This is a genomic window from candidate division WOR-3 bacterium, assembly GCA_039801725.1.
Lineage (GTDB): Bacteria > Hydrothermota > Tepidihabitantia > Tepidihabitantales > DTDR01 > DTDR01.
The window spans coordinates 35,437-56,123 of record JBDRVE010000002.1; the positions used below are offsets into that span (position 1 = coordinate 35,437).

At 30.8% G+C, this 20,687-nt stretch carries 25 protein-coding genes; 2 read left to right on the plus strand and 23 right to left on the minus strand.

The features are described from left to right. Window positions 1-16: 16 nt before the first annotated feature. The gene (locus ABIK75_00740; protein ID MEO0089624.1) at window positions 17-2,998 is read right to left on the minus strand and encodes a hypothetical protein; all 2,982 of its coding nucleotides are present in this window, start codon (window positions 2,996-2,998) and stop codon (window positions 17-19) included. A 671-nt stretch (window positions 2,999-3,669) separates the two neighbouring features. On the opposite strand from ABIK75_00740, the gene ABIK75_00745 reads away from it, so the two are divergent. Then, window positions 3,670-4,296, plus strand: coding sequence for a sugar transferase (locus tag ABIK75_00745; GenBank protein MEO0089625.1), 627 nt, complete (start codon window positions 3,670-3,672; stop codon window positions 4,294-4,296). 3 nt (window positions 4,297-4,299) lie between these two features. Further along, window positions 4,300-5,280: a UDP-glucose 4-epimerase GalE gene (gene galE, locus ABIK75_00750; GenBank protein ID MEO0089626.1), complete on the plus strand. Its 981-nt coding sequence runs from the start codon at window positions 4,300-4,302 to the stop codon at window positions 5,278-5,280. Here the strand turns inward: galE and panC are convergent. The 22 genes from panC to ABIK75_00860 form a co-directional block, all read right to left on the minus strand. Beyond that, window positions 5,268-6,116, minus strand: a complete 849-nt coding sequence (panC, locus tag ABIK75_00755) for a pantoate--beta-alanine ligase (protein MEO0089627.1) — start codon at window positions 6,114-6,116, stop codon at window positions 5,268-5,270. The two genes, galE and panC, sit on opposite strands and share 13 nt — an antisense overlap. Then, window positions 6,103-6,879 carry a 3-methyl-2-oxobutanoate hydroxymethyltransferase gene (gene panB / locus ABIK75_00760; protein MEO0089628.1) on the minus strand — a complete coding sequence of 259 codons (777 nt, stop codon included), beginning with the start codon at window positions 6,877-6,879 and terminating at the stop codon, window positions 6,103-6,105. The genes panC and panB overlap by 14 nt, the downstream gene beginning before the upstream one ends. Window positions 6,880-6,910: 31 nt before the next feature. Beyond that, on the minus strand, window positions 6,911-7,504 hold the full coding sequence (locus ABIK75_00765; GenBank protein MEO0089629.1) for a deoxynucleoside kinase: 594 nt from the start codon (window positions 7,502-7,504) through the stop codon (window positions 6,911-6,913). An 8-nt stretch (window positions 7,505-7,512) separates the two neighbouring features. Then, window positions 7,513-8,016, minus strand: coding sequence for a 2-amino-4-hydroxy-6-hydroxymethyldihydropteridine diphosphokinase (gene folK, locus ABIK75_00770; GenBank protein ID MEO0089630.1), 504 nt, complete (start codon window positions 8,014-8,016; stop codon window positions 7,513-7,515). A gap of 20 nt (window positions 8,017-8,036) precedes the next feature. Further along, complete coding sequence (locus ABIK75_00775) at window positions 8,037-8,552, minus strand: hypothetical protein (protein ID MEO0089631.1); 516 nt, start codon at window positions 8,550-8,552, stop codon at window positions 8,037-8,039. Next, entirely contained in the window at window positions 8,549-9,292 is a 744-nt protein-coding gene (locus ABIK75_00780; GenBank protein ID MEO0089632.1) for a ZIP family metal transporter, read from the minus strand. The genes ABIK75_00775 and ABIK75_00780 overlap by 4 nt, the downstream gene beginning before the upstream one ends. Next, a complete protein-coding gene (locus ABIK75_00785; protein MEO0089633.1) occupies window positions 9,289-9,822 on the minus strand; it encodes a 2-oxoacid:acceptor oxidoreductase family protein in 534 nt (177 codons plus the stop codon). Before ABIK75_00785 ends, ABIK75_00780 begins: the two co-directional genes overlap by 4 nt. After that, the gene (locus tag ABIK75_00790) at window positions 9,806-10,618 is read right to left on the minus strand and encodes a thiamine pyrophosphate-dependent enzyme (protein MEO0089634.1); all 813 of its coding nucleotides are present in this window, start codon (window positions 10,616-10,618) and stop codon (window positions 9,806-9,808) included. The genes ABIK75_00785 and ABIK75_00790 overlap by 17 nt, the downstream gene beginning before the upstream one ends. Continuing rightward, window positions 10,615-11,721, minus strand: a complete 1,107-nt coding sequence (locus tag ABIK75_00795) for a 2-oxoacid:acceptor oxidoreductase subunit alpha (protein ID MEO0089635.1) — start codon at window positions 11,719-11,721, stop codon at window positions 10,615-10,617. The genes ABIK75_00790 and ABIK75_00795 overlap by 4 nt, the downstream gene beginning before the upstream one ends. Next, window positions 11,721-11,960: a ferredoxin family protein gene (locus ABIK75_00800; GenBank protein ID MEO0089636.1), complete on the minus strand. Its 240-nt coding sequence runs from the start codon at window positions 11,958-11,960 to the stop codon at window positions 11,721-11,723. Before ABIK75_00800 ends, ABIK75_00795 begins: the two co-directional genes overlap by 1 nt. After that, a complete protein-coding gene (sucD, locus tag ABIK75_00805) occupies window positions 11,957-12,841 on the minus strand; it encodes a succinate--CoA ligase subunit alpha (protein ID MEO0089637.1) in 885 nt (294 codons plus the stop codon). Before sucD ends, ABIK75_00800 begins: the two co-directional genes overlap by 4 nt. Next, window positions 12,838-13,968, minus strand: a complete 1,131-nt coding sequence (gene sucC / locus ABIK75_00810) for an ADP-forming succinate--CoA ligase subunit beta (GenBank protein MEO0089638.1) — start codon at window positions 13,966-13,968, stop codon at window positions 12,838-12,840. The genes sucD and sucC overlap by 4 nt, the downstream gene beginning before the upstream one ends. A 258-nt stretch (window positions 13,969-14,226) precedes the next feature. After that, window positions 14,227-15,186 (minus strand): 4Fe-4S binding protein, encoded by a 960-nt coding sequence (locus tag ABIK75_00815; protein MEO0089639.1) that lies wholly within the window; start codon window positions 15,184-15,186, stop codon window positions 14,227-14,229. Continuing rightward, on the minus strand, window positions 15,183-15,317 hold the full coding sequence (locus tag ABIK75_00820; GenBank protein ID MEO0089640.1) for a hypothetical protein: 135 nt from the start codon (window positions 15,315-15,317) through the stop codon (window positions 15,183-15,185). The genes ABIK75_00815 and ABIK75_00820 overlap by 4 nt, the downstream gene beginning before the upstream one ends. After that, complete coding sequence (locus ABIK75_00825) at window positions 15,317-16,777, minus strand: DUF6029 family protein (protein ID MEO0089641.1); 1,461 nt, start codon at window positions 16,775-16,777, stop codon at window positions 15,317-15,319. The genes ABIK75_00820 and ABIK75_00825 overlap by 1 nt, the downstream gene beginning before the upstream one ends. Beyond that, the gene (locus tag ABIK75_00830) at window positions 16,761-17,282 is read right to left on the minus strand and encodes a TlpA disulfide reductase family protein (GenBank protein MEO0089642.1); all 522 of its coding nucleotides are present in this window, start codon (window positions 17,280-17,282) and stop codon (window positions 16,761-16,763) included. The genes ABIK75_00825 and ABIK75_00830 overlap by 17 nt, the downstream gene beginning before the upstream one ends. Beyond that, window positions 17,279-17,866: a hypothetical protein gene (locus ABIK75_00835; GenBank protein ID MEO0089643.1), complete on the minus strand. Its 588-nt coding sequence runs from the start codon at window positions 17,864-17,866 to the stop codon at window positions 17,279-17,281. The genes ABIK75_00830 and ABIK75_00835 overlap by 4 nt, the downstream gene beginning before the upstream one ends. Before the next feature lie 9 nt (window positions 17,867-17,875). Continuing rightward, window positions 17,876-18,007 carry a hypothetical protein gene (locus tag ABIK75_00840; protein MEO0089644.1) on the minus strand — a complete coding sequence of 44 codons (132 nt, stop codon included), beginning with the start codon at window positions 18,005-18,007 and terminating at the stop codon, window positions 17,876-17,878. 32 nt (window positions 18,008-18,039) lie between these two features. Beyond that, window positions 18,040-19,203: a cysteine desulfurase family protein gene (locus ABIK75_00845; GenBank protein MEO0089645.1), complete on the minus strand. Its 1,164-nt coding sequence runs from the start codon at window positions 19,201-19,203 to the stop codon at window positions 18,040-18,042. Next, a complete protein-coding gene (locus ABIK75_00850; protein MEO0089646.1) occupies window positions 19,200-19,691 on the minus strand; it encodes a ferritin family protein in 492 nt (163 codons plus the stop codon). The genes ABIK75_00845 and ABIK75_00850 overlap by 4 nt, the downstream gene beginning before the upstream one ends. Before the next feature lie 18 nt (window positions 19,692-19,709). Next, window positions 19,710-20,210 carry a ferritin family protein gene (locus ABIK75_00855; protein MEO0089647.1) on the minus strand — a complete coding sequence of 167 codons (501 nt, stop codon included), beginning with the start codon at window positions 20,208-20,210 and terminating at the stop codon, window positions 19,710-19,712. Further along, entirely contained in the window at window positions 20,207-20,686 is a 480-nt protein-coding gene (locus ABIK75_00860) for a ferritin family protein (protein MEO0089648.1), read from the minus strand. The genes ABIK75_00855 and ABIK75_00860 overlap by 4 nt, the downstream gene beginning before the upstream one ends. Window position 20,687 lies beyond the last annotated feature (1 nt).

A 20,687-nucleotide genomic window follows, 5' to 3' on the forward strand; every position in this document is an offset into this window, starting at 1 on the left:
AATTACTATAAAGACTTTAAAAATAAAGTCGCGAAGAGAAATTAATTTTAACCTCTTGCTCTTTAAATCCTTCTTTTAGATAGTTAAATTCCCAGGTAAAAGAGAGATTTTGGTTGAGATTTTTGCTAAGTAAAATGGAAAAATTATAAGAAAATCCTTTGGGTTCATAATAAGCTAATTCTAAGGGCAAAATTTCTTTGGGGTAAATTCGATAGATTATTTCTAAAAAGGTAGTTAAATAGAGATTTTTTAAGATTTCGTTATTTTTTTCTAAAGTGAGACTGGTTTTTTTAATTAAATAATCTTTTCTAAATGGTAGAAAATATTGATAATAAATAAAGAAGATACCTGGTTTTAAGTTTAAATTATAATTTTCTTTTAATTCCCATAAATTAGAAAATCCATAAGTTTTTCCTTTTTGATAATAAAATTCGCCTTTTCTCTTTTCCTCCTTTTCAAATTGGAGAACCTGTGTAAGACTTAATGATTTTGATAGTTCTTTTTTAAGAGTAAGGAGATTTTGTACCCCTTTATTTTTGGGATTTTCGTATATTAGATCTTTATTTTCTTTTTGATAATAATTTATTTTGTAATTTATCAGAAAATTTTCTTTGATATAATAATCGGTCAGGAATTGGCAATCTAAATTTTTAGGATAAGTAAAATTGGAAGAAAAACTTATTTTTAACTTTTTTATTGGCAACCAACAAAAACTGTGATTAAATTCGGCTTTGGAAATTCTTTTCCCTTTTCTTAAAGGAATAATTTCTTTTAAATATTCACCAAGAGAATCAGGATAATATTCATTAGTTATCGTATCTTTTGAATAATTACCTTCCCCTTTTTTCACTTTAACAAATCTTATCTCTTTAATAACTTCTTCTTCGTTAGTAAATTTTTTAGAAAAACTAAATTGGAAAACATTTTTAAAAGAATAATTAAAATCAAAATCAGAAAAAAAGGAGTTTTCAAAAAAACCAATGATAAAAGAGGCTTTGGGATTATTTTGATTGGTGATACCCAATTTAGTAATTTTCTTTTTATTTAAATGATTTTTTTCTGTTTCCCTTTCATAAGTTAAAAAAAATTTACTTTCCTTAAAATAAAAATTGATACCCCAGCAATGGGTTAAAAAATAATTATTAGTATCCTTTCGGTAAGTAAAAGAATAGGTTGGATTAAAAGAATGGTAGGTTGGTGATGTGACAAAAGAAAAGATATTTCTATTGTAATAATCCTTCTTTAAAGAAATTTCATTGAAAAAGAAGTTAAATTTACTAACTCCAAAATAATCCCAGTTTTTTTCCTTTTTTATCAATTCTAATTTATTAAGAAAACTTAAACTTTTAACAGGCGAAAAATTTATTTGAAAAGATGTTCTATTTTTCAAAGGGAAATTAAAGAATTCTTCATTTTTTAATTGAGAAAGAATTTGGTAATTTTTAAATAGGTGAAGATTTTTAAAAGATAAAAAGATTTTTTCGCTTTGATAGGAAAAAGCAAAATTTGTTCCGTAACCATAACAATTTGTATCACCATAGGGTGAAAAAATATTTTCATCTTTTTTATTTACCATTCCACCAACTTGAATATTTAAATTTTCATTAATCGGTATTTCCAAATTAATTGAAGTAAAAAGATTTTCTTTTGGTAAATCTATTTTAGAGTAGGGAAGATATTTTCCCTTGTTTTTACCAACATAATAATAACAATTTTTTATATTATCATAATCATAATCTCCTAAACTTTCACCAACAAAGGTAAAATTTACCAGATAACTACCATTATTTTCGCCGACATAGAAAAATATCTCACCCTCTTTTTCATAATCACCCTTATTTTTGCCAACATAGCGAAAAGAATTTATGTAAGCCTTTGCTGTATCGTTGCCAATTTTGGTAAGATAGTTTTTTATTTCCTTATCAAAAAATTCTCTTTTATTCTTATCCTTTTCCCAATAATAACTTATATTAGTTTTTATTGGCAGGCGAGTAGTCAAAAGAGTTAAACAATAGTTATCTTTTTCGTAAATTTCTTCTTCGTATAAAAAATCTATTTCAATAAGATTGCGGGAGGTAATGATCCAACGATTAGTAAAACTTATAAAACCAAATTCGTAATCAATTAAATAATCTTCATTATTACCCCTTTTTAACAGTTTGCCATCTAAATATACCCTCTCACTATTTGGTAAGATTTTTATCGATTTATCCTTTTTTAGATAGTAAGGTCCTTGGATAAAATCTTTACCATAAAATTGTATCTTTTCATATTTAAAAGGAGTTGTTAAATAATGAAAATAAAGGGTTTCATAAAGATTTGTTTGAAAAAAAGATGCTCCTATACCTTGAGAAGAAAGTCTTCCAAAATGGGAAAAATCTATTTCTTTACCTTGATTTCCCCAAGTTAAAGAAAGGCTTTTTGTTTTCATTTTCAAATAAGAATTGTCCATCTCTTTTACTGATAAACCCTCTTCTTTATTTTCTTTGCCATTAAAGAAGCCTTCAAAATTTATTTCATCCACATTACCATTTAAGGAGAAATTTGTTTGCTGATTAAGATTTATCCCTTCTTTATTGTGATAATTTAATTTGATCTCTTTTTCTCCTTCTAAAATAATATCATTAAAACTGGTATTAAAAGAAGTATCAGTTATTAAAGGAGAGATAGCAGAAAGGGAATCAGATTCTATTTTCTTTATAATAGGAGGTGATAGAAAGGGGATTGAAAAAGGCAAATAAAAATAGATAATTTTAAGGGTACAGGGAAGTAAAGATGGCAACTTTTTTATCTCAATGACCCCTTTTTCATAATTAATAAAATAACCATCTTTTTTAACAAATTCTTTTTGAAAATAAAGGGTTTCTGAATTTTTTATAATTGGATAATTCTTTAGATAAATTGTTAAATAATTATTATTTATATTATTTATTATAAAAGTCTCTTCCCTTTTCAAATTGAAGAAGAGATAAAAACAGAAGAAAAAAAGGTTCATCAAATAAAATTTTAATTTTATATAACTTTAAAGTCAATTAATTAAATATATTCTACTATTTCCCTTGACATTTTAAAATTTTTGCCTATATTTGTATTAGTTATGTTTATAGAACGTTATAAATTCTTAATAGAAATATTTAAAAATGGGAAAAAATTTGCACAGAAGAAGAAAAACCTAATGAGGGGGTAATAGGGGGTAGGTGTATCATACGGGAATATTTTTAACTCTATTAGTGTTAATAATAATATTTTTATTAATGGTAATAACAATAACTTTATTAAGGCGAATAACAATAATCTTATTAATGGCCTTATAAATAAGCGGATTTTTAAGAATTTCGTAGTGCCTAAATAACTTATAGATATTAGACTATATAGATGAGTTTCCTATAAATGGAAAGAAAAGTAAAGCAAAATATAATAAATAATAAGAATAGTTAGGAGAACGATAAACCCACATAATAAAATGTTGCTTTATTCAGGATATTTTAGAAGATATTTATTTGAGCATAAGCAAAAGGTTTTTAGGGCATTTTTATCCTGACATCCTTATTACTCTGGTAAACATCTTTTAATACATTTACTATTTTTATTGACTTTTTCTAAAATTTTGGTATTATAATTTAGTGATAAATTTTAAAAGGAGGAGAGTATAGGAAATAAATGTGTTGTATGGAGAAGGAAGAAATCTATTATAAGCATAAAAGATATTTAGATTTATTGTTACTTTTTTTCGTCTTCATCACTGTCGTTCCCTTATTTCTTTTAATTTTTTTAGCAATCAAACTATCTTCCCGCGGTCCTCTCTTTTATAAACATAAAAGAGTAGGAAAAAATGGCAGACCCTTTTATGTTTATAAGTTTCGCACTATGGTGGATGGTGCTGAGGCGCTACTACCTAAAATTTTAAAGAATAATCCTCAGGCGCGAGAAGAGTTTGAAAATGGGTACAAGTTAAAAAACGATCCAAGGGTAACACCTATTGGGAAAATATTAAGAAAGACAAGTCTTGACGAGTTACCTCAATTAATAAATATCTTAAGAGGCGAAATGAGTTTTGTTGGACCAAGGCCAATTGTGGAAGAAGAAAAAGTGAAATACGGAGAATATTTACCTTTGCTTTTAAAAGAAAAACCTGGTTTGACAGGACTTTGGCAGGTTTCCGGTCGAAATAATCTTTCCTATGAAGAGCGGGTAGCCTTGGATATGGAATATATTCGCAAAAAGAGTTTACGTTTAGATATAAAAATTATTTTAAAAACTATTCCGGTACTCTTTTCGGGAAACGGAGCATATTGATAAATGATTTTCGTTACTGGTGGTGGTGGTTATATAGGCTCAGTAGTTGTTAGGTTATTGATTGAAAATGGTTATCAGGTGATCGTTTACGATAATTTATCCCGCGGACATTTATCGGCAATTGATAAAAGGGCGATTTTTATTAAAGGCGATTTGGCAGATAAGGATTTGCTTTCTAAGGTTTTTAAAAAGTATCCAATTGAAGCGGTTCTTCATTTTGCCGCCTATATTGAGGTTGGCGAATCGGTGAAATATCCTACTCTTTTCTTTGATAACAATGTGAAAAATTGTATAAATTTACTTAACTGTATGTGTGAAAATGGGTGTTATAAAATAATTTTTTCCTCTTCGGCAGCCGTGTATGGGGAACCAATTGAAATTCCAATTAAAGAAAACCATCCTTTATTACCAATAAATCCCTATGGAGAAACAAAAAGATTGATTGAAGAATTGCTTTTTTCTTATGAAAAATATTGTGGTTTGAAATTTATTTCTTTAAGATACTTTAATGTGGCGGGTGCTTACGAAAATTTAGGAGAGGATCACCGTCCAGAAACCCATCTAATTCCTTTGATTGTTAAAGCAGCATTGGGAAAGGAGAAAATTTTTAAAATCTATGGAGATGATTATCCAACACGAGATGGCACTTGTATTCGGGATTATATTCATGTGTATGATTTAGCAATTGCTCATATTTTGGCACTGAAAAAACTCTTAAAAGAAGATAAAAGCGAAGTTTATAATTTAGGAAGTGAAAATGGGTATTCGGTCAAAGAAGTTTTTGAGACAGCCTGTGAGGTTATTGGGAAAGAGATTCCTTATGAGATTGTTGATAGGAGACCTGGAGATGTGCCGATATTAATTGCCTCTTCCGAAAAAATTAAAAAAGAATTGGGTTGGAAGCGGGAAAAGGATGATTTAAAAGTAATAATTAAGGATACTTTTGAGTGGCATAAGAGATTTCCATCGGGCTATCCAGATTGAACCAAAATATTATCAATTAGACGGGCTTTGCCAAAAAAAACTGCCAAAGCGATACAAACTTTACCAGTAATTTCTTTTAGGGGTTCTAAAGTTTTCGCATCAACAATTTCAATATAATCAATTTTACCCGAACTTTCCGTAGTAATAATTTTTTCCATTTCTTTTATTATCTTTTCGGGATCTTTTTCTCCTTCCTTTATCATTTTTTTTGCTAACATTAATGACCGATAGAGCACCGTGGCTTCTTTCCTTTCCTTTTCGTTAAGATAAATATTTCTTGAACTACATGCTAATCCATCTTTTTCACGGACCGTTGGCGCCACAATAATTTTGATATCAAAATTTAGGTCTTTCGCCATTTTTTTTATAATCACTGCTTGCTGATAATCTTTTTGACCAAAAACGGCAATATGGGGTTTAACAATATTAAATAATTTAGTAACTACTGTTGCCACTCCTTCGAAATGACCAGGTCGAGAACGACCACAAAGACCTTCCGAAAGTTTTTTTACTTGGACATAGGTTAGACAAGGCTCCGGATACATTTCTTTTTCGCTGGGATAGAAAATAATATCTACCCCCAACTCCGCCAGTAACTTTTTATCTCTTTGGAAATCTCGGGGGTAAATTTGGTAGTCTTCTTTTGGACCAAATTGTAAGGGATTGACAAAAATACTAACAACGCAAACATCGCTTTTCCTTTTAGCAATTTTAACTAAACTCAAGTGTCCCTTATGAAGATAGCCCATTGTCGGTACAAAACCAATGATTTTCCCTTTTTTTCTTAACTGGTCGGCAATTTTCTGCATCTCTTTTATTTTCTTAACAACTTTCATCGGCTTTAAAACTATGTTCTTCATTAGGAAACTTTCCCTTTTTTACTTCTTCTAAATATTCGCTTACCGCCTTTTTAATTAAAGTTAATAAGTCGGCATATCTCTTAACAAACTTAAATTTCTTTTCGTTCAATCCTAACATATCATGAAGAACGAGAATTTGACCATCGCAATAGGGACCAGCACCAATTCCAATCGTCGGAATTTTTAATCTTTCCGTAACTATTTTTGCTACCTCCATTGGAACCTTTTCTAATACTATAGCAAAACAACCCGCTTCTTCTAACATCAGGGCATCTTTCAATAATTTTTCTTGTTCCTCTTTTGTTCGGGCTTGTAATTTGTAGCCGCCTAGCTGGTGAACCGATTGAGGAGTTAATCCTAAATGTCCCATAACTGGAATTCCAAATTTAACTAAATGTTCAACAATCGGCACCACCGGTTCGCCACCTTCCAATTTTACTCCTTGAGCGCCGGCTTTTAAAAATAAACCAGCATTTTTTAATGCCTCTTCTTTAGAAATTTGATAAGATAAAAAAGGCATATCACCAACAACAAAGGCTCTTTTTACCGCTCGGGCAACTGCTGAGGTAAACATTAACATCGCTGAAAGGTCAATGGGTAAAGTAGTTTCGTAACCAAAAATTACATTAGCAGCTGAATCGCCTACTAAGATTAAATCCACTCCGCTCTCGTCCAAGATTTTGGCAGTTAGATAATCATAGGCGGTTAAAGCAACAATTTTTTCTTTTTTTTCTTTCATTCTTAATAATAAATCAATAGTGACTTTCACATTAAACCAAAAATTTTCGTCCTTCCTTTAAATTTTCAATAGCAATTATTAAATCCCGAAAGGCTTTTGGATTTTCCCAATAGTTATAACTTTCCGTATTCACAATTAAGATGGGCACACGAGAATAATGGAAAAAAAATTGATTGTAGGCATTAGCAATTGCGAGCAGATATTCCCAATTAATTTTTTTTTCATATTCTCGCTCACTTCTGCGCAAACGTTCCCAAATTGTTTCTAAATTAGTTTGCAAAAAAACTATTTTAGTAGGTCTAAGAGTAAGATTTTTTTCTAAAAGTTGAAAAATTTTTTCGTAGATAAAATATTCACTTTCGGATAAATTGACACTAGCATAAATCTTATCTTTTTCCAATGTGTAATCACTTACAATTTTTTTCTCCGCAAATAAAGAAAGTTGGTTTAAACTTAGTTGTTGTTGATAACGGCTAAGAAGGAAAAAGAGTTGGGTCTGAAAGGCATAAGTTCTTTTGTTTTCGTAAAAATTTTTTAAAAAAGGATTTTCTAAATTATCTAATATCAATTCAGCACGCCAATAATTAGCTAATTTGGTAGCCAAATAAGTTTTGCCTATTCCCATAATCCCTTCTATTGCCACGTATTCGAGTTCCTTTTTTTCCATATCCGAACACCATTAGTATCTATCTTTTCGCTAAATTCTTTTAAGTTTTTTTTAACTACGGGATGATAGAAATCCGGCGCCACTTCCAATAAAGGGATTAATACAAAATTTCTTTCTAAGATTTTGGGATGAGGAATTTTAAGATATTTATCATCAATGATTTCTGAATTATAGAAAAGGATATCAATGTCTAATAAACGGGGAGCATTTTTGAACAATCTTAATCGGTAAAACCTATTTTCAATTTTTTTAATCATCTTCAAAACTTCTTTTGGTGGCAGGTTGGTTTTAAAGACGCCCACGCTATTAATAAAAGAAGGTTGAAAAGGAAAACCAACTGGTTTGGTTAGATAAAAAGAAGAAATTTTTTGGGGATAGATATTAACCTTTTCTAAAAATTTAATAGCCCTTTCAATATTTTTCACACGATTTCCGAGATTGCTACCAAAGGATAAAATTACCTCTTTCATTTATAAAAATAATGAAAATTCTAAATTTTGTCAATAAATTTATTAGCCAATTCTTCAAAACTTCTTCGCCATTTTTGAGGATCCGGAAATTCAGCGATATTTATCGCTAACCATTGGTAAAAATTTTTCTCAGATAAAAAAGGTAGATAATATTTAGTGGTTGATTCATAGATTGTTAATAAATAACCGACCACCTTTTTATTTAATAATTCAATTGTGTCAATTAAATTCCTTAAAGATTGGTTAAACTTATCTTCGGGAAAGTAATTTGGTTGGTTAAGAAAAATACCCCATTCACATTGAATCAATGCTTTTATTTCTCCTTGATAGAAGACGCCCAAGTCAATAATTTTCCCTTTTATATTCAAGCCTGCTCGAACTAACCAATGGGGTAATGTTAAGAAATATCTTCGGGCATGATAATAAGCAATTACTTTTAAATCTTCTTTGGAAAAGAGACGGAAGGAAAGTAAATCTTCTTTTATTTTAACCAAAAATTGACCGGTTAAAAATTGGTTAAAAGTTTGATAACTCATTCATGAATAAAAAAATTGGTTAAAAGAATTATTAAAAATATTCCTAAAATAAAGATTATAAAAGAGTAAATACTTTTTCTTAAATCTATTTCCCGATGGAGTTCCGGAATAATATCAGAAGAGGCGATATAAAGAAAATTACCTCCGGCTAAGGAGAGAAGAAAGGGTAAAAGGGATTGGAATTTTTCTAAGAAAAGAAAGCCGATAATTGCTCCTAAGACGGCGGCAGTAGCACTTAGAAAATTATAAAATAATGCTTTCCTTTTGGTGTAACCTCCATAAACAAGAATTGCAAAATCACCAATCTCTTGCGGTATTTCGTGGACAATTGTTCCTAATGTTATTAACAGACCGGTTTTCAAAGAAGTTAAATAACCAGCAGCAATTATTAAGCCATCAATGAAATTATGAAGGGAATCACCAAGGAGATTAAGAGGACCAATCGGATGGATTTCACATTTAGGCAAATGGCAATGACGCCAACGGATAATTCTTTCTAAGATGAAAAAGATGAGAAAACCAATGGTTAAAAAAAGAGAAAAGAGATAAGGAGGGAAATGTTCAATAGTTTCTTTTAAAATATGAAAAAAGACAATACCGAAGAGAACACCACCGGCAAAAGCGACTAAATAATAAATAATTTTTTCAAATAGATTAGTTTTAAAAAATAAAAAGAAAATGCCAATAAGAGAAAGAAGGCTAACAAAAATGGAAGAAAAGAGAGTATATAGAAAAATCATAATTGGTCGATGTGATAGCCAACCATTAGGGCTCGTTCATTCATTTCTAAAAACTGGGGTGTTACTCGATGAGAGATTGCTTTTTTTAATGATTCAATCTTTACAATTTCCGTAAAACGAGCCAGAGAGCCCAAAAGAATGATATTGGCAAATAATTCCCGTCCCAATTTTTCTTTAGCAATCAATGAAAAAGGAAAGGCATAAATTTTTATATTTTCTTTATTAAAATTTCCACAGTAATAAGAGTCAATAATCAGAATACCGTTCTCTTTTAATTTTTTAATATATTCCTCCAGGGCTTGGCGGCTTAAGCAAGCCAAAATATCTAAATTCTGAGTTTGAGGAAAATAGATTGGTTTGTCACTGATAATTATATCGGCTTTAGAGGCGCCACCTCGTGCTTCTGGACCATACGATTGAGTTTGGGAAACATATTTATTTTCATAAACACCCACTGCTTCGGCTAAAACAATTGCCGCAAAAATAATTCCTTGGCCACCAGTTCCAGCAATTCTAATCTCTTTTTTCATCTATTATCCTTTTTAATTTTTCACAATACTCTTCTCTTTCTCTATCTAATAAAATACCAATCGCAATTTTATCAGCGGGTATTTCGGAAAGGTCTTTGATATGGGAAATATTAATTGCCCTATTTTTAAAATCTTCTAACATTTTTACTGCGTCGCCTAATCTATTTAAACGACCGTAAAGGGTTGGACATTGAGAAATTACTTCTACCACTGAAAACCCTTTTTTTGTTAGTGCTTTTTTAAATATATTTTTTAAATGGGCAGTATGATAGGTAGTGGAACGAGCAAAAAACACAGCACCAGCACTTTTTGAGATTTCATAAATATCAAATTCTTCTTCGGGATTGCCATAAGGGGTTGTATAAGTAAATTTTCCTTTTGGAGTTGTGGGTGAAACCTGACCACCAGTCATTCCGTAATTAAAATTATTAATAATTATTACTGTTAAATCAATATTTCTTCTTGCCGCGTGGATAAAATGGCTCAAGCCGATTGCCAAGATATCACCGTCACCACCAATAACAATCACCTTTAAATGGGGCTTTGCCAATTTTACTCCGATAGCACAAGGAATTGCCCGACCGTGAAGGGTATGAAAGGTATCACAATCAATATATCCAGGAATACGAGAAGAACAGCCAATTCCTGATACCAAACAGATATTATTTTTATCTAAATTTAATTCGTTAAAAGTTCTTATAAGAATATTAGTAATTGTTCCGATACCACAACCAGGGCATAAAATATGGGGAAATCTTTCGTCTAATCTTAAATAATTTTTTATCTCTTCTTTCATATTACCGCTAATATTTCTTCCGGAGTTATTATTTCACCGTCATATCTCTGAACACCAACAATTTCAATTTCCGGACTTATTGCCCTTTCAATTTCATTGATTAATTGTCCTTGGTTCATTTCAACAACAATTACCTTCTTAGCACTTTTTAATAAAGATTTTAAGGGTTTATCTGGAAAAGGCCAGATTGTTTTAAGGCGAATATAACCTAAGGCTCTTTTTTCTTCTTTTTCAAAGATATATTTTGCTTCTAACGCAGTGCGGGCAGATATTCCGTAAGAGATAAGACAAATTTCGGCACCAATATCTTGATATTCTAAATCCCATAATTTTTCTTTATTATCTTCAATTTTTCTTTTTAGCCTATCTAATTTTCTCTTAATCTCTTCTGGGTTATTAGTAGGAAACCCATCTTCCCGATGAGTAAGTCCAGAAATATGGATTCGATAGCCTTCACCAAAATAGGCAACTTCCGCATCATAAATTGTCTCTTCTGAATAGAGTAAAAATTCTTCAGGGCTTTTTTTCTTTCTCTTTGGTTGGTAGATTTCAATTTCTTCGGGCAATTCAACCACTTCTCGCATATGAGCAATTATTTCATCGGTTAGCAAAATTACCGGTACCCTTAAAAAATAGGCAGTATTAACTGCTTTAACTGTTAAATAGAAACTTTCCAAGACACTGTAAGGATAAAAAACAACAATCGGATGGTCGCCGTGGGTTCCCCATCTTGCTTGCATTACATCGCTTTGGGAAGGTTTTGTCGGCAAGCCGGTAGCCGGACCACCTCTTTGGACATTTACAATAAGACAAGGTATTTCTGCCATACAAGCATAACCAATCCCTTCTTGCATCAAAGAGAAACCAGGTCCAGAAGTGGCGGTCATTGCTTTCATACCAGCAGCACTAGCACCAATCACCGCATTTATTGAAGCAATTTCGTCTTCCATTTGGATAAAAACTCCGCCAATTTTTGGTAATTCCCTTGCCATATATTCAGCAATTTCGGTAGATGGAGTAATTGGGTAGCCAGCAAAAAATCTTATTCCGGCTTTTATCGCTCCAATCGCAACCGCTTCATTTCCCGATAATAACTGACGCATTATTTCTCTTTTTCAATAAAAATAGCAAAATCTGGACACATCAACTCACAAAGATAACAGGCGATACATTCATCAGGATTTTTGGCAAATACCTTAAAATCCTTATCCCAATCTAAAACCTTTTTCGGACAGAAATTTATACAAATACCACAACCTTTACAAAAATATTTTATAACTTTTATCTTTTTATTATCTTTAGAAAGATAAACCTTTGGTTCTTCTTTTAAGAATTTTTTCACAGATTTAACTTTGCTAATAAATTAACTATCTCTTGTGGCTCTTCAAAAACTTCGATACCAGCACTTATAAAGGCTTCAATTTTACTTTGGGCAGTTCCTTTTCCCTGCTCAATAATTGCTCCGGCATGTCCCATTCTCTTTTCCGGTGGAGCAGTTTTTCCAGCAATGAAACCAAATATTGGTTTTTTGATGTTTCTTTTTACAAACTTTGCTGCCTCTTCTTCATCCAAACCGCCAATCTCACCAATAATGACAATCGCTTTTGTTTCTTCATCTTTATTAAAAAGTTTTAAAATATCAACAAAATCCATTCCTTTAATTGGGTCACCACCAATACCAACAATTGTTGATAATCCATATTTGGTTTGCGAGATATGATAAGATATTTCATAAGTCAAAGTTCCGCTTCTGGAGACAACACCAATAACACCCCTTTTAAAATATTCGTGAGGGATAATACCAATTTTTACCTCTTCCGGAACCAATATTCCTGGGCAGTTTGGTCCCAATAGTTTAGATTTTTTATTTTTTAGATAGGCATTAATTTTCATCATATCATGAACTGGTATTCCTTCGGTGATTACGACAATCAAAGGGATGTTTTCATCTATTGCTTCGTAAATAGCATCAGTAGCAAAGGCAGCAGGAACAAATATAATACTGGCATCAAATTCAAAATATTTCTTTGCTTCATAAATAGAATTAAAGACCGGTATTGGTTCACTATTTTGAAAATCAATCTTCTGGCTACCTTTTCCTGGTGTCACACCGGCAAGGATTTTTGTGCCAAAATTAATCATTCTCTGGGTATGGAACTGTCCGTCCCTGCCGGTAATTCCTTGAACCAAAACCTTTGTATCTTTATTAATTAAAATACTCATAATTTTACGGCAATTTCCACTGCCTTTTTAATCGCCTCTTTCATATCATCAATTAAAATTACTTTGGTATCTTTTAATATTTCATAAGCCTTATCCTGATTAGTGCCAATCAGACGGGCAACAATTGGAATATCTATCTCTTTGATGACCGACAATAATCCCTGAGCCACATCATCGCAACGGGTAATTCCACCAAAAATATTTACTAAAATTACTTTTATATCTTTATCTTGGATTAATAATCTCAATGCCTTTTCTATTCTTTCTTTATTTGTTGAGCCACCAATATCCAAAAAATTTGCTGGGTTTTCGCCATATTTTTTTATCAAATCTAATGTTGCCATTGCCAAACCAGCACCATTCACAATACAGCCAACCTTTCCTTCTAATTTTATATAAGAAAATCCCAATGTCTTTGCCTCTTCTTCAATCTTATTCCTGATTTCCTGCTTTTCATAAGTTTTCAATTCGGGATGGCGAAAGAGGGCATTATCATCAATAATCATTTTCGCATCAATCGCACAGAAATTATTATCAGAAGTTAATGCCAAAGGATTAATCTCTACCAATTGGGCTTCATAAAGAAAGAAAATAGTTGTCAATTTTTGCAAAAGTTCACTAAATTGATTAACCAGAGATAAATCACCAAACAAATCTAAACAGAGGTTTCTTGCTTGGTAATTTTTTAAACCTAATAATGGGTCAATGTTTATTTTTAAGATACTTTCTGGTCTTTCTCTTGCCAACTCTTCAATTTCAATTCCACCTTCTTTTGAAGCAATAATAATTGGGCTTTTTTCCTGTCGGTCAATAGTTACTGAAAGATATAGTTCTTTTTTTATATCAACAAAACTACTTACCAATACTTTTTCAACAGGTATATCTTTTATTTTTAACGAGAATATTTCTTTTGCTAATTTTTTGGCTTCATTTTCATTTTCTATCTTTTTAATTCCACCTGCTTTACCTCTGCCACCAACCAAAACCTGTGCCTTAAATATACAAGGAAAACCAATCTCTTTAGCAAAAATCATTGCCTCATATTCATTATTTGCCAATTTTTCTTTGGGAGTAAAAATATTAAATCTTCTAAATATCTCCTTTGCTTGATATTCAAACAACTTCATAGATTTTTAATTTTAGTAAAAATTGAGATAAAATCAATAAAATCAATAAAATAACTTTTCATAAAAAATTAAGGCATAGGGGAGGGGGTATATATCTATAAGTCCTTATAAATCAAAGACTTATATAGGTATAGGGTTATCCCTATATCAGTATACTATATAGTCCTTTTAATAATATGAAATAAACTTTTTGATTAAAAATTTTGGGTTGAGTAAAGATTTTTTTAATCTGAGCAATCAAAGGTTAAAATTGTTAATTTAAGATATTTTTAATTTGATTGCCTTTTTGGGGCATTGGTAATAGCATTCTAAACATCTAATACAGTCGGTTTGGTTAGCATTTTCATAGACATTTATATCGGTGGGGCAGACTTTTATACAGATATTACATTTACCACATTTTTCTTTATCAACTTCTAAATGGAAGAGGCTTATCTTATTAAAGAGAGAATAAATCGCACCAATAGGACATATTACTTTGCAAAATATTCTTTTTATAAAGATTGCCAGGATAAAGATAATTATTAATATCAAAATCTTTAGATAGAAAAATAACCCAACCATTGTTTTTAAACTATTCTCTGGGTCGTATAATACTAAAGGGATTCCTGCTTCTAATGTTCCTTGGGGACAAAGTTTACAAAACCAAGGTTCATTGGTAAAAAAGACAATAAAGGTTGCCAAAAATATGAGAAAGATATATTTGAGAAAAGTCAAATCAATTTCTTTTATACGGATTTTTAAGATTATATCTAAGAGAAGACCGATAATTGTTGAAGTTAAAATTATAACAATTTTAATGATTAAAGAAAGATAGTTAAATTTAAGCCAGATTAAAAAATAAGAAGAGAGAAATAGTATAATGGTAAATAAAGGGGTAATTTTAGGAAGAGAGATTTTTTTCTTACTTATTTTAAAAAGTAGGTCTTGGAAAAGACCAAAAGGACATAGCCAACCACAAGCCATTCTGCCAACAAAGGCACCAATAATAAAGAACAAACCCAAGGTATAAAAAGGAAAATCTTTAATTATTATAGAATGTTGATAGGCACCCAATGGACAAGAAAACCAAGTGGTTGGAGTTGACCAGCAGTTTAATATCGGCACCAAAAAACTTTTTAAATATCCGGTATAAATTAATGTCTTTTCAAAAAATACTAAAATATAACTGTTGATTAATATTGTAAAAATTATTTGGGAGATTCTAAAAGGTCTCATCCTAAACCCATACAAGAAAGGCAAAGTAAAATACCGGTGTTAAATACTTCTTTAATCTGTTCTAATCTTACTGCCATAATTAAAAAGATAATTCCAATAATTAAAGGAATTAGAAAGAGATATCTTCTCATTATATTCTCACTTGTAAGGAAGTTTTTATTCCGCTGAAAGGTGCCTCATAACGACAGACACCACCAGAGCAAACAAGTCCGCCCCTTTCTTGGCCAATTCTTATCCGCCAAGTTATGTTTTGGGTAATAAAGAAGGTTCCTTCTAATAATAGCCATTTGTCTTCATAGTCATATTTGGGAACCTTTTTTGTTGTTCTTTGGTAACTAATATTAAATATGAAATAGGGATTATATTCATATTCTAAATTTATTCCCCAATCCTTGTATTTTAAAGTATCATCAGAAGAAAAATTCAAAGGTATTTCTAAACCAAAGGTATGATTATTGAAAGATAATTTAGCCTCATTAGTAAATTTTAATTCTTCGGTTATATCTACTTTTGCTTCAATTCCTTTTTTCTTATGGTATTCAAAGGTGAAGGTATTATTAAAATCTTCATTCTTTTTTAGATTAATTTTATTAATAAATTCTTTTAGATATTTATCTTTTTTATTAGTTTGTAAATAGCCATAACTACCCTCATAATTTAGAAAATCAAAAGGTGTGAAATTTAGTGAGATGCCAAATCCTTTTTCGTCTCTTCCACGGTTGATTGATATTCCTTCTTTACTTGGTGTGGGCACATCGTTATAACGATATCCTTCACCACCAAAATCAATACTATCATATTTCATTCCTTCTAAACTGAGCCCAAAACCAGTAAAAGTGAAAGAGGTTACTAAATAATGGCCATATCCTTTTTTTCTACCACCAATTACTTCACGGGTAGAAAGTTTTTCAGCAAATTCATAATAAAAGTCAAAAAAATTAGAAGTAAAAGAGATACTTGGACCAAATATTTCAGTAAAGGCACGAGGAGTTATATCCTTTTCTTTATTTAACCGTACATATCTTCCACCAATTTCTAAAAAAGAGAAAGGATAGATTATAATTTCTCCACCTCTTAATTGGTCAGTGGTGTCATTTTCATATTGGTATCTATTCTCTTGGAAGATGATATTCTTCATTTTTCCGGCAAAGAGGGTGATATCAGATTTTAAAATATGAGATATTGCCCGACCACCGAATAGCACCTTATCATAACGAAAATCCTCATTAAGATAAGAACGGAAAGTAAGACTACGACCAAAGACTTGGTAAAAATTTCCAAGCAAAAATTCAATCTTCGGATGGGAATATTCAAAATTGTAATAATATTCTTTTAAACTCTTTTTAGGTAAACTTGGTTGATAAAGGAAAATACCTGCTCGTAAGTAAATATTTTCATAGTTAATTAAAAACCGCGACTTGCCCTCAAAATGGTCAGAGAGTTTGAATTCAGGTTCTTTTTTTGTCCAAAACCAATATTCGCCTTTAATTTCACCGGAAATGTTTAACTTCTTTTCAACCGGCATTTCTTCCTGGGAATAGAGATAAAAGAAAAGAAAGAAAAATAAGAAAAATTTACTTTTTCTCTTCATTTATTATTTCTTCGATAACTCTTATAAATTTCTTTTCATCGCCCTTTTTATAACCCCGAGAAACTAACCGAATATTTCCCTTTTTATCAAGAATAAAACTTGTTGGCATCGTTGAACCGACACCAAAAAGTTCTCTCACTTTTCCATCAGGGTCTAATAAGATTTCGTATTTCCATTTCTTTCCTTTCACAAAGGACTTTACATTATTTATTGCCCTTGGTCCATCTTCAGAAATAGCCAATACTTTAAGTCCTAATGTTTCATATTGGTCATAAATCTTTTTAAAGGCATCCAGTTCTTGAATACAAAGTTTACACCACAGTGCCCAGAAACTAATAAAAATTGGTCCTTTCCCCAAAAGAGAGTCAAGATAGATTTTTTCTTTATTGATGTTATAAAGAGAAAAACTTGGCGCTTTCTTATAAGATTTTAAGGTATCAGTTTTTTCTTGGGGATATATGAGGAAAAATAAAATTAAGATAAAAATTAAATTCCTTAATTTCATCTTTCACCTCCCAATTTTAGACTTTTACTTTGAATGATTTCTAAGTTATTAACATTTTGGATAAGGGCAACCACATTTAGATTTCTTTGATTTAAAGAAATATTAAAAGTAGTATCAAAGGTATCAAAAATTGTGGCATTAAAATTGATACCTTCTAAAGGAAAAAGATTTTCTCTTAAAACCCAATTGTTTTCAAAAAAAGGAGCTATTTCCGAAAATAAACTATCTTCGGTAAGAAAGACAAATAACCGATATTCTTGGGGAGTTGGATTTTCGCTATTAGAAATAATTTTAAGATTTATGGTGCTATTATTTAATGGATTTAAAAGAATTTGATAATAAGTACTTTCTGAAAGGGCATTTAAAATATAGTAATTATAGACTGAGTCAATATTTGTTATTTCTTCTAAGAAGACTTTATATCTTCCATTAAAAACGGCGGTTGGTATTCGGTTTATTTGGTATAAATCATAACGGTTTTCACATATTTCGTTTTGGAATTCGTCGCCTAAATGATACGCAATTATTGATAAACTATCTTGATATTCTTCTTTTAAATTTAATAAAGACTGCTCCGCAGCCATACAGAAAGGTCAACCTGCTTGAGTAAAGATTTCAACCAAAACTTTCTTATTTCCTTTTTTAAATTCAATTTTTGGTGCTTCGGAACAAGAAATTAAAAAAACAAAGTTTAACGTACTGAGTAAGAAAAATAGTCTATTCATAAAAGTTATTATAATTAAGAATAATTTTTAAATCAAGAAGTTTTATATAAAGGTGAAATTTCTCTCAGTTTTTTTACGATGGATGGAAATACTTCTAAAAGATAGTTAATATCTTCTTCTTTATTATCAATTCCCAAGGTGAAAAGAATGGAACCTTGGGCTAAAATGGGTGGTATGCCCATTGCCAAAAGAACATGAGATGCTTTTAACTGTTTAGAAGAACAAGCCGAACCAGAGGCACAAGCAATGCCATATTGGTTTAAATATAAAACCATTGCCTCACCTTCTATATATTCTACACAGAAACTAACGTGGTTAGGTAAACGATTCTCCGGATGTCCAGTTAAGTAAACATTTTCAACCATTCTTGGCAATTCTTGTATCAACTTATTTCTTAATCTTTTTAACCTTTCGTTTCTTTCTTCCATTTCTTTTATGGCAATTTCGTAGGCCTTTGCCATACCAATAATACCAATTAAATTCTCTGTTCCTGCTCGTCGATTATTTTCTTGAATACCGCCTTCAATCAATGGTTGGATTTTTGTCCCCTTTTTGATATATAATAAAGCAACACCTTTTGGACCATAAAAGGTATGGGAAGAAATAGTATAAAGGTTAACGTCTAATTCCTTTAAATCAATTTTTAATTGACCAGCCGCTGCCACACCGTCAGAGTGGAAAATAATATTATTCTCTTTGGCTATTTCAGCAATTTCTTTTATTGGTTCAATTGTGCCTACCTCATAATTGGCATGCATTATTGAAATCAAAATTGTTTCCTTTTTTATCTTCTTTTTTAACTCATCTAAATCAACAGTGCCGTATTTATCAACGGGCAGATAAGTTATTTCAAATCCCATTTTCTCTAACCTTTTTGCTGGTTGAATTATTGAGGAATGTTCAATTGCTGAAACGATAATATGGTTGCCTTTATCTTGATTGGCAAAGGCGACTCCCTTTATTGCCCAGTTATTACTTTCGGCACCGGAAGAGGTAAAGCAGATTTCCGAAGGTGAAACATTTAAAAGAGAGGCAATTTTTTCTCTTGCTTCTTCTAATAATTTTTTTGCTTCAAAACCAAAATAATGGGAACTTTGCGGATTACCAAATACCTCCTTTTGTAGATTTTCCATTAAGGACAAAACTTCCGGATGGATAGGAGTGGTTGCTTGGTGGTCCAGATAGACTCTTTTCATGGTCCTAAATGTTCTAAGGAAAATTTTTTATATGCTTCATAAGAAGTGAAACTGGTTAATAAATCATATTCGGTCTTTATAATTTGATAATGAGACTTTTCCATAGAAGCAAGATAAATCAACAATCTTTTGCTATTTTCATCATTAATCAATATTGAATTTTCCCGATAGAATTTCTCTGAAACCTCTTCCGCTTCCATCGCTGCTTCTAAAAGAGATTCTAACGATAATTTTTCAACCATATCAATTGCTGGTAAGGGGGTAAAGCCTTTTTCGGGCAATCTGATTTTTTGTTTAGGAAATTGATTTTTAAATACGTTTCTTAATAGTTTTTCATGTTTTTTCTCTTCATTTTTTAGAAAGTTTAATTTCTTTTCTAAGACTTTATTTTCTACTATTTTTTGTAATTTATTATAAAATTGATAAGCCTCAATTTCTGATTTTATCGCCTTTTGTAATATTTCTAAGGGAGTTAAGGCTTCTTCCATATCTCCTCCTTTTTATTTTTAATATTCTTCCAAGGTAAATTCCCGAAAATCAAACCAAAAACCGGTTTTTGTTAAAGAATCGATTTCGGCTTGAATTAATTTATAATGACCCTCTTCAATCTCTTTTAATCTTTGCCAGATTTTTTTAGCAATCTCGTCACTGCTCTCTTTTTCTTGTTTTTGATAGAAATCAATACTTTTGCTTTCTAATGATAAAGCCATTTGTAAGATATTTAATTCATTCAAATCCGATACCTTTTTCTCTTTGGGTAATAAGGGTTTTAAATTGATAACCGTTTTTTCAATCTCCGTTAAAGGAATTTCTACATCCTTAAATTTTTTTTCTTTTTCAAAATATTCTAATTCTCTTTCTAAGATCTCAATATGTTCAAATTCATCCATTGCTAAACGGATAAAAAGGTTTTTCCCTTTTAGGTCTTCAATCTGGTGTCCAAAACGAAGATAGGAAGAGAGTGCTTCTTTTTCCAAATTGATTGCTAATTGAAAGATTTCTTTCATTTAATTTCTCCTTTTATAGTTTCTAATTTTTTAATATGTGCCTTTTCTTCATTAATTAACTTTAACACCACAGGTGTTTCTTCTTGGGCAACTAAATTTAATATTTCATAATAAAAGAGCAATGTCTCCTTTTCAAAAGCAATTGCCAAGTCAATCAGCTCTTTTTCGTTTTTGGCTCTTTCCATTAAATTTAAAACTTTATCTTCACCAGTAAAGAAATGGGAGTCGGTGATTACTTTTAAATACAGTTTTACTTCTTCCCAATCAAAAGGTAAGGTATAAGGTGTTGTTTTTAATCGATTTTTAATTTCATTAAAAGCTTCCATATGTCTCAACTCTTCGCCTGCTAAGAAATCAAAGAGTTGTTTCAATTTCTCTGCTTTGGTCTTTTCTTTTGATTTTGAATAAAACTGATAACCACTTTTTTCAATCTGGATTGCCATTTCTAAAACCTCGTTTATTGAATAAAAGACCATT